Below are 13,529 nucleotides of genomic sequence, written 5' to 3'. Positions count from 1 at the left end.
TGTATGACCTATATTCTGAACCGTCACCTGAAGGACTCCATATTTATGGGGTCCTTTGTTTTTAGTTTAAGCAAAACGCCAATGCTTGCGTTGTAGGGTTCCGTTGACTCTGTTCTTCATTTCATGCATTATTAGAGGTATACAAAAAGAGCAGAAGCAATGGCTTTTGCCAATGATTTTGTCGCATGATGAAAATGCTAAAGGTTTGTATGACAGGAGGTGCTTTAAATCATGCTGTCGACGGAAGAGATTATATCAACTATGTCCTCACAGGGACTTCGTATAACCGATCAGCGCAAGACACTTGCACGGTTATTTGCCGAATCTCCAGGGTATCTTACACCCAAGGACGTCTACGAATATATGGGGAAGACCTACAGCGGATTAAGCTTCGACACGGTGTACCGAAATTTGCGTGTAATGCAGGAACTGGGTGTGCTGGAGCAAGTTGTCTTTGAAGATGGCGTGAAATTCAGAGCGAGTTGCAGCGAAGGCCACCATCATCATCATATGATCTGCCTGAAGTGTCAGAAGACTTACCCGATCGTTTTTTGTCCAATGCAGCTTGCTGACGCTCCCGAGCAATTTCAGGTGGTGGATCACAAGTTTGAAGTGTTTGGATACTGCAAGGATTGTGCTGAACATGCTCCAGCCAAGAAATCATCTGCACATCAGCATGCACATAGCCATGGGAAGAATTGAAGATGAAACTTTCGCGTAGAATCGTGCAAGCACCGATCCGGGTGTACCGTAATTATATCTCTCCCTTAAAACCGCCGACATGCCGATTCTACCCTACGTGTTCGGCGTATGCGATGGAAGCTATTGAAGTGCATGGTGCACTCAAAGGTTCGCTTCTAGCCGCGAAACGGATTGCCAAATGTCACCCGTTTCATCCGGGCGGTGTAGATTTGGTTCCGCCAAAGGTGGAGAAAAATGTAGTGATATCCGAACCGTAACGTGCGGACGAGCCTGATGTTCATTTTTGCTGATCAAAGTGTTATAGAGCAGGTAGCTGGAACCCAGAAGCCTGGTTCTATTCGGTGGTATACTTGACAACAAGGTCAGCATTTCAGTATATTTTTTGTATATGATTTTCCAGTGAAGGGATAAGTACAGACACACCCCCAGTGCAGAGAGCCGGAGAAGCTGAGAACCGGTCTGGGAGGAGGATGGAAGATGGTCCCGGAGGAACCTCTTTCGAGCGTGCAATCAGCGATTTGTCGCTATTGTCGTAAGCCTGAGGCGTGATCCAGCGTTAATGGGCGGTCGAAGGACCGGAAGAGCCTGCGTTTTGCGAAAAATGCGGGGAAATTGGGTGGTAACACGTGAGAGATACTCTCGTCCCATACAGGGCGGGAGTTTTTTTGTGTTCATTTTCGGATCAGGAAGATGGTTCCATTCGAGCAATTTGTATGTATTCGTTAGAACAATTGAAGGAGGAGAAGTCATTCATGACGGATCAAAAAACATTTTATTTGACAACGCCGATTTATTATCCAAGCGACAAGCTACATATCGGGCATGCGTACACAACGGTAGCAGGTGATGCAATGTCTCGTTACAAACGTTTGCGTGGATACGAGGTGCGTTATCTGACAGGTACCGATGAACATGGCCAGAAGATTGAGCGCAAGGCTCAGGAGAAAGGATTGTCTCCACAGGCCTTTATCGATGAGATTGTCGTAGGCATCAAGGAACTGTGGAACAAGCTGGACATCTCCAATGATGACTTCATTCGCACAACCGAGGAGCGTCACAAAACCGTCGTTCAAGATATCTTTGATCGTTTGCTCAAGCAAGGTGATATCTACAAGGGTGAGTACGAAGGCTGGTACAGCATCCCGGATGAAACTTATTACACTGAAACACAGCTGGTGGATGTTGAAAAAAATGAGAAAGGCGAGATTATCTCGGCTAAAAGTCCGGATAGCGGACACCCGGTTGAGCTCGTTAAAGAAGAATCTTACTTCTTCCGTATGAGTAAATATGCAGATCGCTTGTTGAAATATTACGAAGAGAATCCTGGTTTTATCCAACCGGAATCCCGCAAAAACGAGATGATCAACAACTTTATCAAGCCGGGTCTTGAGGATTTGGCGGTATCCCGTACGACATTTGAGTGGGGTGTCAAAGTTAAAGGCGATCCGAAACACGTCGTTTACGTATGGATTGACGCGTTGTCCAACTACATTACAGCACTGGGCTACGGCTCTTCGGATGCTTCATTGTACGACAAGTTCTGGCCAGCGGATGTGCACCTGGTGGGCAAAGAAATTGTTCGTTTCCATACGATTTATTGGCCAATCATGCTTATGGCGCTGGATCTGCCATTACCGAAAAAGGTATTTGCACATGGCTGGCTGTTGATGAAAGACGGCAAAATGTCCAAATCCAAAGGAAACGTTGTGGACCCGGTAACCCTGATTGATCGTTACGGTCTGGATTCGCTTCGTTACTATTTGCTACGTGAAGTACCGTTTGGTTCCGATGGTACATTTACGCCGGAAAGCTTCGTAGAGCGTGTGAATTCCGATCTGGCGAACGATCTGGGCAACCTGCTGAACCGTACCGTAGCTATGGTCGACAAATACTTCGAAGGCAAAGCTCCTGCGTTTGCTTCCAATGTAACGGAATTTGATGCTTCGCTGGAAGAAGCAGGACATGCAACGGTGGAAAAAGTAGAGCAAGCGATGGAGAACCTGCAGTTTTCTGTGGCGCTCACGGCAATCAGTCAATTTGTTAGCCGTAGCAACAAATATATCGACGAAACACAGCCATGGGCTTTGGCACGTGATGAAGCGAAACGGGATGAGCTGGCATCCGTGATGTCCCATCTGATTGAAAGCTTGCGTATTGCTTCCATTCTTCTACAGCCGTTCCTGACTCGCGCACCGCGCAAAATCTGGGAACAACTGGGCATTCAAGAAGGTGAATTGACAGCTTGGGATTCAGCGAAACAATGGGGCATCGTGCCTGCTGGCAACGCATTGCACAAAGGCGAGCCGATCTTCCCGCGTCTGGATGCGGAGCAGGAAATTGCTTATATCTCTGAAGCGATGACAGGTGGACAAAAAGCAGCACAGTCCGATGCAAGCCAGGCAGAAGCCGGATCGGCTTCTCCAGCGTCTGCAGAACCTGTAACAGCACCTGAAGGCAAGGAAGAGATCGGCATTGATGATTTTGCCAAAGTTGAGCTACGTGTGGCTCAAGTCATCGCTTGTGAGCCTGTTAAAAAGGCAGATAAATTGCTTAAGCTGCAACTGGATCTTGGTTATGAGCAACGTCAGGTTGTATCTGGTATCGCCAAGTTTTATTCGCCAGAAGAGATGGTTGGACGTAAAGTCATCTGTGTGACCAACCTCAAACCAGTAAAACTGCGTGGAGAGCTGTCCCAAGGTATGATTCTGGCAGCTTCTCATGGGGATCAGCTGACCCTGGCAACCGTACCCGACAGCATGCCTAATGGCGCGCAAGTGAAATAAACAGTTCCAAGAGCAACGCAAGCAACTGGGATGATCAATCGTACAGAGATTGTCACAAGTTGAAACAAGGGTGGTCCGAAGTGATTCGGACCGCTTTTTTTATGCTAAAAAGAGCTGATAACAGAAGAACAAGCATATATTGTTATGAACTCCGCACTTCGGGAAAGAATGAATAGGATACGAGCCTTGACAATTGGGGATATGTTACCTATAATTCTTTCAGTAATGTTTACGATTAAGAGATGCGGAGTGAATCATATATGACTTTTATTCAAAAGAAGAGACAGGCACGATTAGACCGATCCAGCAAACTTGGCAAACGGAGCACAATAAAGCTACTTTGGAGCGGTCTGCTCATACTTAGTCTGCTTGTACTGTCTGCATGTGGGCAAAACAGCGAGAATACAGCCAAAATTGTTGAAGGCAAAGTTAATGTGGTGACCACATTTTACCCGGTATATGCGTTTACTGCAGCGATTGGCGGAGAGGATGCCAACGTCATTAACCTGTTGCCTACAGGAGTAGAGCCTCACGACTGGACACCGAAGAGCCAGGATATTGTAAATACGTCCAAGGCACAGCTTTTCCTTTACAATGGTGCAGGTCTGGAAGGATGGGTGCCGAACTTTTTGAAATCACTGAACAGTGATACAAAAGTAAAATCCGTTGCTGTCAGTGAAGGTGTCAAATTGTTAACGGCAGAAGGGGACGATGGTCACGGACATGGTGAAGAGCATGAGGATGAACATGCCGATGATCATGCAGACGAGAGTGGCAGTGAGGAACAGGTAGCTGACCATCATATCGATCCTCATACATGGGTTAGCCCCAAATCCGCAATGATCATGGCGGAAAATATCAAGAACAGTTTAGTCGAAGTTGACCCTACACACAAAGCCGGCTACGAGCAACGTTATGAGGAGCTTCATACCAAACTTGAGGCGCTGGATCAGCGTTTCACGAATGAATTAGCTTCCGTGACAAAGAAGGAAATAGTGGTGTCGCACCAAGCGTTCGGTTATCTTGCACGTGATTATGGTTTGAAGCAACATGCCATCATGGGACTGTCCCCGGATGCAGAACCAACTGGACAGGATATTGTAAAACTGGCTAAACTGGTTAAAGATGAAGGTATTAAGTACATTTTCTTTGAAGAGCTTGTATCCGACAAATTAGCCAAAACACTTGCCAGCGAAGCAGGGGTAGAAACGATGGTATTAAACCCGGTGGAGGGCCTGACGCAGGAACAGGTTAAGAACAAAGATGATTATTTCACCCTGATGGAGAAAAATTTGCAAAATCTGCTGATCGCATTAAAATAAGAAGAATGAAGATAAACATCCAGAAGTCTTTGCTGTTTCATCGGCGAAGACTTTTGGAATGTTAAATAGTAAATTTACGTGTTTTTATTTATTATGAAGGGCGGCTTTGCCATGCAGCAAATCATGCCATTATGTCATGATCCGATTATCCAGATTGAGAATTTGTCTTTTTCCTACGGGGATCAGCGCGTGATTCAAGATCTCAATTTTATGGTTCAACAACGGGACTTTGTAGGCATTATCGGTTCAAACGGAGCAGGGAAAACAACGTTGCTTCGTATGCTGGTAGGACTACTTCCACCTGCACAGGGGGATATCAAGTTGTTCGGAGAGTCGATTCGTAAATTCAAGGATTGGAACCGAATCGGGTACGTTCCACAAAAAAATGCATTTAATCCGTTGTTTCCGGCTACCGTTCGTGAGGTTGTCATGTCCGGGCTGTATAACAACAAAAACATGTTCCGCCGCATCTCTCGTCAAGGTCAGCAACAATGCATCGATGCGATGAAGGTTATGCGAATTGAGGATATTGCAAACAAACGTATTGGACAACTGTCCGGCGGTCAGCAACAACGTGTTTTCTTGGCCCGTGCGTTGATTAATCACCCGGATCTATTGATTCTTGATGAACCTACCGTAGGGATTGATGCAGAGTCACAAGCCAGTTTTTTCGAACTGATTACCCATATGCATGAGCATCATCGGATGACGTTTCTGATGGTGTCTCATGATATGGATCGCATGGAGAGTTATCTTGGCGCGAAAGCGGCGCTCACGAATGGCAAGATCCATTTCCATGTGCGTCATTCGCATGAGATCGAGGATTGTGCAGAAACCAACCTGCAGCATACTACCGCGCAGGTACGCTAGCTATGTATGTGGGCCATTAGATGATAGGCCGAAGGAGTCGTGTTAGTTTTGGAAATATTATGGAGTGATTTTTTTCAGCGTGCACTTGCAGGTGGTTTGCTTATTGGTATCACCGCTCCGCTGATTGGACTTTTTCTTGTACTGCGCAGGCTCTCGATGATCGGAGATACCTTGTCACACGTAACGATCGCAGGTGTAGCGCTTGGTTTTCTGATCGAGGTATATCCAATCGGTGTAGGATTGATTTTTGCTGTACTGGCATCGTTTGCTATTGAGAAGTTGCGTAAAGCATACAAGAGCTATGCTGAATTGTCTATTGCGATTATTATGTCTGGAGGCGTAGCGCTGGCTTCGCTGTTTTTCACACTGGGAAAAGGGTACAATGCGGATGTGATGAGCTATTTGTTTGGCAGTATATACACATTGGACGCAACGGATCTGAAGCTGGTGGGTATTGTGACCCTAATCGTGGTTATTGTAGTGGGCTTCCTACATAAAGAGTTTTTCCTGCTCAGCTTTGAGGAGGATGCAGCCGCAGTGACCGGATTGCCAGTCAGAATGCTGAATATGTTAATTACAGTGATGACAGCATTGGTGATCAGTACGGCAATCAAGATCGTGGGTGCCTTGCTTGTATCCGCTTTGTTGACCATTCCTGTCGCCGTCAGCCTGCTCATGGCTCGAAGTTTCAAATCAGCCATTATTCTGTCGGTGGTCATCGGAGAGATTGCTGTTGTGATTGGACTGGTTACAGCAGGGATCTGGAACCTGGCACCGGGAGCAACCATTGTGTTGCTGCTCATTGGTATGCTGATTTTAACGATGATTGCCAAAAAAGGGTTCCGAGCCTGAGTTAACGATCACACGACTATCAATTAAAAAAAAACAGTAAGAGCAAGTGAGCCCAAGGAAGGGAGACATTGCTTCATGTCTGATGTTAATGTATGGCTGGCTTTCGTTGCTGGCCTCGCTTCTTTTATATCACCGTGTTGTCTTCCGCTATATCCTTCCTATCTCTCATACATCACGGGAATGACCGTGCAACAGTTGAAAGAGGATCGGAATCAGCGTGAGGTGCGCCTCAAGACGTTAACGCATACACTGGCGTTTATTCTCGGTTTCTCCGCAGTATTTTATTCGCTGGGTCTGGGTGCAGGACTATTTGGACAATTTTTCAATGATAACCGGGATCTGATTCGTCAGTTGTCCGCAATTTTAATTATGTTGATGGGACTATTTCTGTTAGGTATTTTTAAGCCGCAATTTTTGATGAAAGAACGCAAGATGGATATGAAATGGAAGCCGGCAGGGTATTTAGGTTCCTTTGTTTTTGGGATTGGTTTCTCAGCAGGCTGGTCACCTTGTATCGGACCAATTCTAGCGACGATTATCGCTATGGCAGCGAGCGAACCATCGACCTGGTTGGCACTGATTACAGGTTATACGGTAGGCTTTGCCTTACCATTTTTCGTTCTTGCATTTTTTATTGGCTCCACGCGCTGGATTTTGAAGTATTCAAACCTCATGATGAAGATTGGCGGAGCATTAATGCTTTTAATGGGCATTTTGCTATTCACGGACCAGATGACGCAAATAACAATCTGGCTGCAACAAATTACACCCGATTGGATGATCAACCTAACGTGAAGGTTACCTTTCAAAGACAAGACAATGAAGTACAAAAAGCAGGCTGCAGGAACCAGAATAGTTCTGGAACATGCGACCTGCTTTTGTGTCTGAGGATACAGGAAAGACTAATGTGTTTTCATTTAGGTAAAATAGTCAATGTTGGCTAACGGGAAATGTTCAAAAATACGTTCTGTAATGAACTCGCGCAGGGCATCTTGCTGGTCATCCTTATACACATATTTGTACTGACCCCAACGTCCCCATTTCATTTTCCGTTTTTCGATATCCATCTCCAGCTTGGTTTTTGGATATCGTTTCTCAATGGTCGCTTTAGCCGTTTTGGTGAAACGATGTTGAATCATTTCAAAAGTAAGGTCTTTGGTGGCCTCTTCAGGCAAAGTATCCGCCAGCTTTTGCAGTAGCTCTGCATAACCTTCTTGCCAGCCGTCGTACCATATAATCGGAGCGATGATGAAGCCAAGCGGATAACCGGCATGGGCTATTTTGCCTGCAGCTTCAATTCGCTCTTCAAAGCGGGAGGTGGCGGGTTCAAAGTTTTTGATAACATAATCCGAGTTGACGCTGAACCGGATACGCGTATGGCCATTATGCTTGATGTTAAGTAGCGGATCGACGTGATGATATTTTGTCACAAAGCGTAAACGCCCGTATTCTTCATCAGCCATAAAACGAATAAGGTCGCTTAGGTTTTCCGTGATATGTTCCAGACCGACGGGGTCGGAGGTACAGGCTGCTTCGAAACGGGTGATTTCGGGTTTGCGTTCCTCGATGTATCCTTTGGCAGCTTCAATGATTTCTTCCGTGTTTACGTACACGCGAACGTATGGTTTTGCACCTAATGTGGTTTGAAGATAACAATAATGGCAATGCCCCATACAACCTGTGGAGATAGGGATAGCATACTCTGCTGATGGTTTGGACTGGTCAAATTTCAGGGTTTTACGTACCCCTACAACCAGAGTTCGCTTGGCCATCCGGTATTTTTCTTGTTCTGTCTCACCGGGGAGGTTGGTGATCCGATTGTGTGAAGTGGTCATCTGATAAGGAATGTTTTGGGAGGTTACCCACTCCATAATCCGTTTTCCTTTTTCATATTCAAGCGCACCTGGTTCAAAATACACCAAATCGGGAATAAAGGGTTTTGTACCCTTTGCTTTTCGAACAGGGGGCTGGGCCACGCTTGTGCTCACAGAATCACTCCTTTCAATACGAAACTGGACTTAGTTTGCCTCAAATGGAGAGAAGTCACGCCTGCCAATCCTTGTGAAAGGCGATCAGAATCGGGTAGGACTTGCCAATGCGCATTGATAACATGTATCATTAGAAGATAGGGACCAGGTACGTAGAACCGGTCAGAGAGAAGAGAGGGAAGCAGATGCCAACGCCCAGTATGGAAGATTATTTGGAGCGTATATACAAATTGATTGATGAAAAGGGCTATGCTCGTGTGTCTGATATAGCAGAAGGACTGGAAGTACATCCTTCATCCGTGACGAAGATGATCCAAAAGCTGGACAAGGACGAGTACCTGATCTATGAGAAGTACCGCGGGCTGGTACTGACGCCAAAAGGGAAAAAAATGGGCAAACGGTTGATGGAGCGCCATCATCTGCTTGAGCAGTTTCTAACTACGATCGGTGTTCAGGAAGAGAACATTTATAACGACGTAGAAGGTATTGAACATCACTTAAGCTGGGATTCCATTACATGTATTGAGTCTCTCGTGGAATATTTCCGTCAGGATGAGAGCCGTCTGCAAGACCTAAAAAACATTCAGGAAATCATGAGTAACACGGACTCTTGAGCCTTGAATTCATATGTCAATAAATAGAGAATGCTTCTTGCCAAGTGATTGGCGAGGAGCATTTTTAATTTCAATATTTTATTTCCAACCAACATTTGGTCAATAGCGCAACTAAACCAGTCTGCCAAGCGTCTATTAAACTAGTAGAATTTACCGTAAATCTAATGATGTTGGAGGATTGTATTCATGAAATTGCGTAAAGGATTGTTGCTACTGCTCATTTTTGTTCTTGGATTACAGTCAGTCGGTTTGACCGCTCAGGCAGCAAGTTCAAAACAGATTTCTATTTTTCTGGATGGTCAGCGTCTGGAATCAGATGTGTCACCATATATCATGCCCAAGGTGAACGTAACGATGGTGCCGTTACGGGTCATCAGTGAAGGACTGGGGGCTTCAGTGTTATGGTCCCAGGCAACCCGGACGGTGACGATTCAGAAATCGGATTCAACAATTACGATGACGAGTGGACGTCAGCAAGCGACGGTCGACAATGCCGTGGTTGATCTGGATGCTTCCGTGCAACTAAAACAAGGTCGAGTGATGGTTCCGATTCGTTTTGTAAGTGAGAATTTGGGGATTCAAGTGAACTGGAATCAGGTGGCTCAAACCATTGATCTGTACACAGGAGCAGAACCAACGCCAACACCAGAGCCAACTCCAGCTACACCTGCAGAACCGGGAGGAAGTGTCCCTCCAGCAATGAATGAGATGCGCGGAGCCTGGATTTCTACAGTTAATGGTGACTGGCCGTCTTCTGGCGCGAAAGGCAATGTAGAGAAACAGAAACAGGAGTACACAAGTCAACTGGATCAATTGAAGGACATGGGGATCAATGCTGTGTTTGTACAAGTTAGAGCCAATGCAGACGCCATTTATCCTTCCAGCCTAGTGCCTTGGAATAGTGTTCTGACAGGAACACAGGGCAAAGATCCAGGCTACGATCCACTGGCATTTATGATTGAGGAAGCCCATAAGCGTGGGCTTGAATTCCACGCCTGGTTCAATCCGTTTCGGGCAACGAACTCGGCAACAACAGCCAATCTGGCCGTTAATCATGTATCCAAGCTACATCCGGACTGGATTGTAAATGCATCGGGTAAACTTTATATTAACCCAGGTGTGCCAGAAGCAAGACAGCATATTATAGATACCATTATGGAAGTGGTGAATAACTATAACGTGGATGGAGTGCACCTGGACGATTACTTCTATCCTTCTAATGTGACTTTTAATGACGATGCTGCTTACAAAATGTATAACACGTCAGGTACAACAGACCGTGCAGCATGGCGCCGTGACAACATTAATCAGTTTGTACAGCAACTAGGTCAACGTATTCATCAAGTGAAAGCTAATGTAGAGTATGGAATCAGTCCATTTGGTGTATGGCGTAACAAAGCTAATGATCTGACTGGCTCAGACACCAAAGCAGGCGTAACTGCGTATGACAGCATGAATGCAGATGTTCGGACATGGATCAAACAAGGATGGATCGATTACGTTGCACCACAAGTATACTGGAGCATGACGCTTAGTGCTGCAAGGTACGATAAGGTCGTCGATTGGTGGGTTAATGAGGTAGCCAATACCAATGTAAAATTGTACATCGGGCATTCTCCTTATAAACTCGGAACGCCAGAGATTGGTTGGCAGACATCACAAGAAATCATAGATCAATTGACATATAATCAAAAGTATCCATCCATTGGCGGGGATATTTATTTCAGTTCCCAGTATCTTACGAAGAACCCGCTGGGTTTGATTGAACGACTTAAAGCCTACTATGGCTTGTAAGTAGCAAAGCGAATTTTTTTGGATTAGCGATCACGGATTCATCAACTCATAGTTATATGTCCAACCCCTGTTCTCATACAGTGGCAGTAGAAGCATGGCTGCCTGGAGAACGGGGGTTTTCGTTGTGTTAATTAATGGCGTTTTTGAAGGTGGAGGCGTAAAAGGAATTTCCCTTGCAGGAGCTGTACAGGGAGCACAGGACTGCGGAGTGCAATTCAACCGAGTTGCTGGTACATCATCCGGTTCGATTGTTGCTGCCCTACTGGCTGCAGGTTACCGGGCCGAGGAGATGAAAGTAATTATTGAGAGTACGCCGTTTGCATCGCTACTGCAACGGTCGCCTATATTTAATACACGCTGGATTGGTCCGGCAACAAGGATGTTTTTGAAAAAAGGTTTATATTCAGGTGAAGCACTGGAGTCATGGATAAGCAAAATGCTGGCACAAAAAGGAATACGAACCTTCGCTGATTTGCCACCTGGAAAGTTGCTCATTACCGCATCGGATATTTCTAACGGAAATATTCTCGTTTTGCCCGACGATATTCGGCGCTTTGGTATTGAACCGGCAAAGCTTGAGGTTGCTAAAGCTGTACGTATGAGTTGTAGCATTCCGTATTTTTTCGATCCTGTCATTATTCGGAAATCGCCGGTGATGTCCAAGGGGCTGCCTTTCCAAGATCAGTTTGTGTATGTTGTGGATGGAGGACTACTGAGTAACTTTCCACTGTGGTTGTTTGATGGAGAACGCTCTGAATCAGGGGGAGAGATCATTCCAGTAGTCGGTTTTAAAATGGTAGGCAAGACAGAAGTAGAACCTGCACGAATCAAAGGGCCTTTGACTATGTTGCAAGCGCTTGTCGAGACCATGTTAACAGCTCACGATGAGCGTTACATTGAGCAGATTAACCGATTCCGTACGGTCAAAATTCCTACGCTTGGTATTAAACCGACACAATTTAATCTCTCCGTTCAAGACAGTACGAACTTATATCGCTCAGGAGTGGCCTCCGGCCTGGAATTTTTCACCACATGGAATATGAAGATGTACAACGAGCAATTGGAAAAGCAACGGAAAGAAATGCGAAAGAAACAGGCGGATGCACCGCCGCTGATCCCGGTATAAAGACTAAAAAAAGCAATTCTCCGTATGATGGAGAATTGCTTTTTGGATTTTATTTTTGAGCCCTCAGTACAATGGCAACTTAGTGATACTTGGGAATATCCTCGTCGTTGCTCTTTCCTTTTTGACCCTGAATGACCTGAAAAGGATAGTCCTTGCGTTTCTTGGATGAACTGCTCTTTCTGGTATTGACATTGTTCTGTGCGTTCACTTTAGCCATCGTTTTAGCCGAAGGTTTGATCTTTGGTGTATTGGCTTTTCGTGACCAACGGGCAGGCGGGAATTTGTACAGCAGGAACACAACTCCGAACACGATCAGAGGGATGAGAATACTGGACAATGAGGCTCTAGTCATAAAACTGATAACCCCAAGAGCAGCCAGTACAATGAATGCCCAAAATACAATAGCCTGCTTATTCATTTCATTCACCCTTTCACAGGATCAAGTGATGCTACAGGAACTTCCGTTGCGGTGGAAACGTTGGCAAGTTTGGCGTCCAGTTCAAGCATGCGATTGAAAGACGCAATGGAAACTTCCACTTGAGCGTTCGTAGGTTCTTTGGTCGTAAGCAATTGTAGCCACAGGCCGGGGTATCCCAGATAACGCAACACAGGAATATCACGAAGCGAATTCGTAATCTTGAGTAGCTCGAACGAAATACCTAGTACGACTGGCAACAAGAGCAGACGCTGTCCCATCCGTTCCCATAAATTATCGTAAGTGAATACGGAGTACAAGAAAATACCGATGATCACAGTCAACATGATAAAGCTACTACCACAGCGGTAATGTAACCTGCTGTACTTCTGAACATTTTCCGGTGTAAGTTCTTCGCCAGCTTCGTATGCGCTTATGACTTTATGCTCTGCTCCGTGGTATTGAAACAGGCGTTTAATCATCGGTGTCTGTGAGATTAACCACAGATAAGCCAGTAACAAGATCAGTTTGATGACACCTTCCAATACATTATGCAGAAATTGATTGTCGAATACATTTTTAAATAAGAAGTCCTCGATCACGACAGGAAGCAGCGTCAGTACAATTTTGCCGAAAAGGAAAGAAAGTATGGCGACTGCGGTTACACCGATAATCATGCTAAGGCTCCAGCCAGTTCCTTGTTTCTCTTGTTGTTTGGCTTTTTCTTCAGGTTCGAGTTCATCATCAGCATAAGCGTCAGCAGAGTAATTAAGATGTTTGCTGCCTTTGACACTTGAATCTATAATGCTGACAATTCCGCGTAATAAAGGAATCCGCCGCAATTTCATGACCCAGGTCTTGTCTTGCTTGGGAACTTCCAGATACGTAATTTCGCCGTCTTTTCTACGAACAGCCGTAACATTGACGTGTTTGCCGCCAAACATTACGCCCTCAATGACAGCTTGCCCCCCGTAGCTGACAGGCTTGGATTGTTGAGGCAAATTATTCACCTTCCTATTCTGTTCTAGGCCTTTACAATCAAAGGCAGTTTAATATCCTTATT

Annotated in this window: 13 protein-coding genes; 10 read left to right on the top strand and 3 right to left on the bottom strand. The window is 45.4% G+C overall.

Translation table 11 applies throughout. From position 1 onward, the window contains the following. Positions 1 to 231: 231 nt before the first annotated feature. From FS818_RS11125 to FS818_RS11095, 7 genes are all read left to right on the top strand, one after another. A complete protein-coding gene (locus FS818_RS11125) occupies positions 232 to 702 on the top strand; it encodes a Fur family transcriptional regulator (RefSeq protein ID WP_145331843.1) in 471 nt (156 codons plus the stop codon). Between the two features lie 2 nt (positions 703 to 704). After that, positions 705 to 959 carry a membrane protein insertion efficiency factor YidD gene (yidD, locus tag FS818_RS11120; RefSeq protein ID WP_090922569.1) on the top strand — a complete coding sequence of 85 codons (255 nt, stop codon included), beginning with the start codon at positions 705 to 707 and terminating at the stop codon, positions 957 to 959. Positions 960 to 1,415: 456 nt separating this feature from the next. After that, complete coding sequence (gene metG / locus FS818_RS11115) at positions 1,416 to 3,485, top strand: methionine--tRNA ligase (RefSeq protein WP_145331842.1); 2,070 nt, start codon at positions 1,416 to 1,418, stop codon at positions 3,483 to 3,485. 260 nt (positions 3,486 to 3,745) lie between these two features. Next, on the top strand, positions 3,746 to 4,807 hold the full coding sequence (locus FS818_RS11110; RefSeq protein WP_145331841.1) for a metal ABC transporter solute-binding protein, Zn/Mn family: 1,062 nt from the start codon (positions 3,746 to 3,748) through the stop codon (positions 4,805 to 4,807). A 111-nt stretch (positions 4,808 to 4,918) separates the two neighbouring features. Then, complete coding sequence (locus FS818_RS11105; RefSeq protein ID WP_145331840.1) at positions 4,919 to 5,677, top strand: metal ABC transporter ATP-binding protein; 759 nt, start codon at positions 4,919 to 4,921, stop codon at positions 5,675 to 5,677. Positions 5,678 to 5,725: 48 nt separating this feature from the next. Then, positions 5,726 to 6,529 (top strand): metal ABC transporter permease, encoded by an 804-nt coding sequence (locus FS818_RS11100; protein WP_145331839.1) that lies wholly within the window; start codon positions 5,726 to 5,728, stop codon positions 6,527 to 6,529. Positions 6,530 to 6,604: 75 nt separating this feature from the next. Continuing rightward, positions 6,605 to 7,324 (top strand): cytochrome c biogenesis CcdA family protein, encoded by a 720-nt coding sequence (locus FS818_RS11095; RefSeq protein WP_145331838.1) that lies wholly within the window; start codon positions 6,605 to 6,607, stop codon positions 7,322 to 7,324. Between the two features lie 122 nt (positions 7,325 to 7,446). Here FS818_RS11095 and splB read toward each other — a convergent pair whose 3' ends face one another. Then, positions 7,447 to 8,517: a spore photoproduct lyase gene (splB, locus tag FS818_RS11090; RefSeq protein WP_145331837.1), complete on the bottom strand. Its 1,071-nt coding sequence runs from the start codon at positions 8,515 to 8,517 to the stop codon at positions 7,447 to 7,449. A 185-nt stretch (positions 8,518 to 8,702) separates the two neighbouring features. Between splB and mntR the strand changes: the two genes are divergently transcribed. The 3 genes from mntR to FS818_RS11075 all read left to right on the top strand — a co-directional run bounded on the left by mntR (position 8,703) and on the right by FS818_RS11075 (position 12,051). Then, a complete protein-coding gene (gene mntR / locus FS818_RS11085) occupies positions 8,703 to 9,131 on the top strand; it encodes a transcriptional regulator MntR (protein ID WP_090922556.1) in 429 nt (142 codons plus the stop codon). A gap of 186 nt (positions 9,132 to 9,317) precedes the next feature. Then, positions 9,318 to 10,925, top strand: coding sequence for a family 10 glycosylhydrolase (locus FS818_RS11080; RefSeq protein ID WP_145331836.1), 1,608 nt, complete (start codon positions 9,318 to 9,320; stop codon positions 10,923 to 10,925). A gap of 124 nt (positions 10,926 to 11,049) precedes the next feature. After that, a complete protein-coding gene (locus tag FS818_RS11075) occupies positions 11,050 to 12,051 on the top strand; it encodes a patatin-like phospholipase family protein (protein WP_145331835.1) in 1,002 nt (333 codons plus the stop codon). Positions 12,052 to 12,130: 79 nt separating this feature from the next. Here FS818_RS11075 and FS818_RS11070 read toward each other — a convergent pair whose 3' ends face one another. Together FS818_RS11070 and FS818_RS11065 are read right to left on the bottom strand one after the other, a co-directional pair. Beyond that, on the bottom strand, positions 12,131 to 12,469 hold the full coding sequence (locus FS818_RS11070) for an MraY family glycosyltransferase (RefSeq protein WP_145331834.1): 339 nt from the start codon (positions 12,467 to 12,469) through the stop codon (positions 12,131 to 12,133). 5 nt (positions 12,470 to 12,474) lie between these two features. Next, positions 12,475 to 13,467, bottom strand: a complete 993-nt coding sequence (locus FS818_RS11065) for a DUF1385 domain-containing protein (protein WP_145332851.1) — start codon at positions 13,465 to 13,467, stop codon at positions 12,475 to 12,477. Positions 13,468 to 13,529 lie beyond the last annotated feature (62 nt).

Source organism: Paenibacillus xylanexedens (assembly GCF_007680605.1).
GTDB classification, from domain to species: Bacteria; Bacillota; Bacilli; order Paenibacillales; family Paenibacillaceae; genus Paenibacillus; species Paenibacillus xylanexedens_B.
Note: the sequence above shows the minus strand (reverse complement) of the source record. Positions and strands in the feature narration are given on the sequence as shown.

Coding starts and splice junctions, on each gene's coding strand:
- FS818_RS11125 (WP_145331843.1), top strand. CDS start 232: ATGCTGTCGACGGAAGAGATTATATCAACTATGTCCTCACAGGGACTT.
- yidD (WP_090922569.1), top strand. CDS start 705: ATGAAACTTTCGCGTAGAATCGTGCAAGCACCGATCCGGGTGTACCGT.
- metG (WP_145331842.1), top strand. CDS start 1,416: ATGTATTCGTTAGAACAATTGAAGGAGGAGAAGTCATTCATGACGGAT.
- FS818_RS11110 (WP_145331841.1), top strand. CDS start 3,746: ATGACTTTTATTCAAAAGAAGAGACAGGCACGATTAGACCGATCCAGC.
- FS818_RS11105 (WP_145331840.1), top strand. CDS start 4,919: ATGCAGCAAATCATGCCATTATGTCATGATCCGATTATCCAGATTGAG.
- FS818_RS11095 (WP_145331838.1), top strand. CDS start 6,605: ATGTCTGATGTTAATGTATGGCTGGCTTTCGTTGCTGGCCTCGCTTCT.
- mntR (WP_090922556.1), top strand. CDS start 8,703: ATGCCAACGCCCAGTATGGAAGATTATTTGGAGCGTATATACAAATTG.
- FS818_RS11080 (WP_145331836.1), top strand. CDS start 9,318: ATGAAATTGCGTAAAGGATTGTTGCTACTGCTCATTTTTGTTCTTGGA.
- FS818_RS11070 (WP_145331834.1), bottom strand. CDS start 12,469: ATGAATAAGCAGGCTATTGTATTTTGGGCATTCATTGTACTGGCTGCT.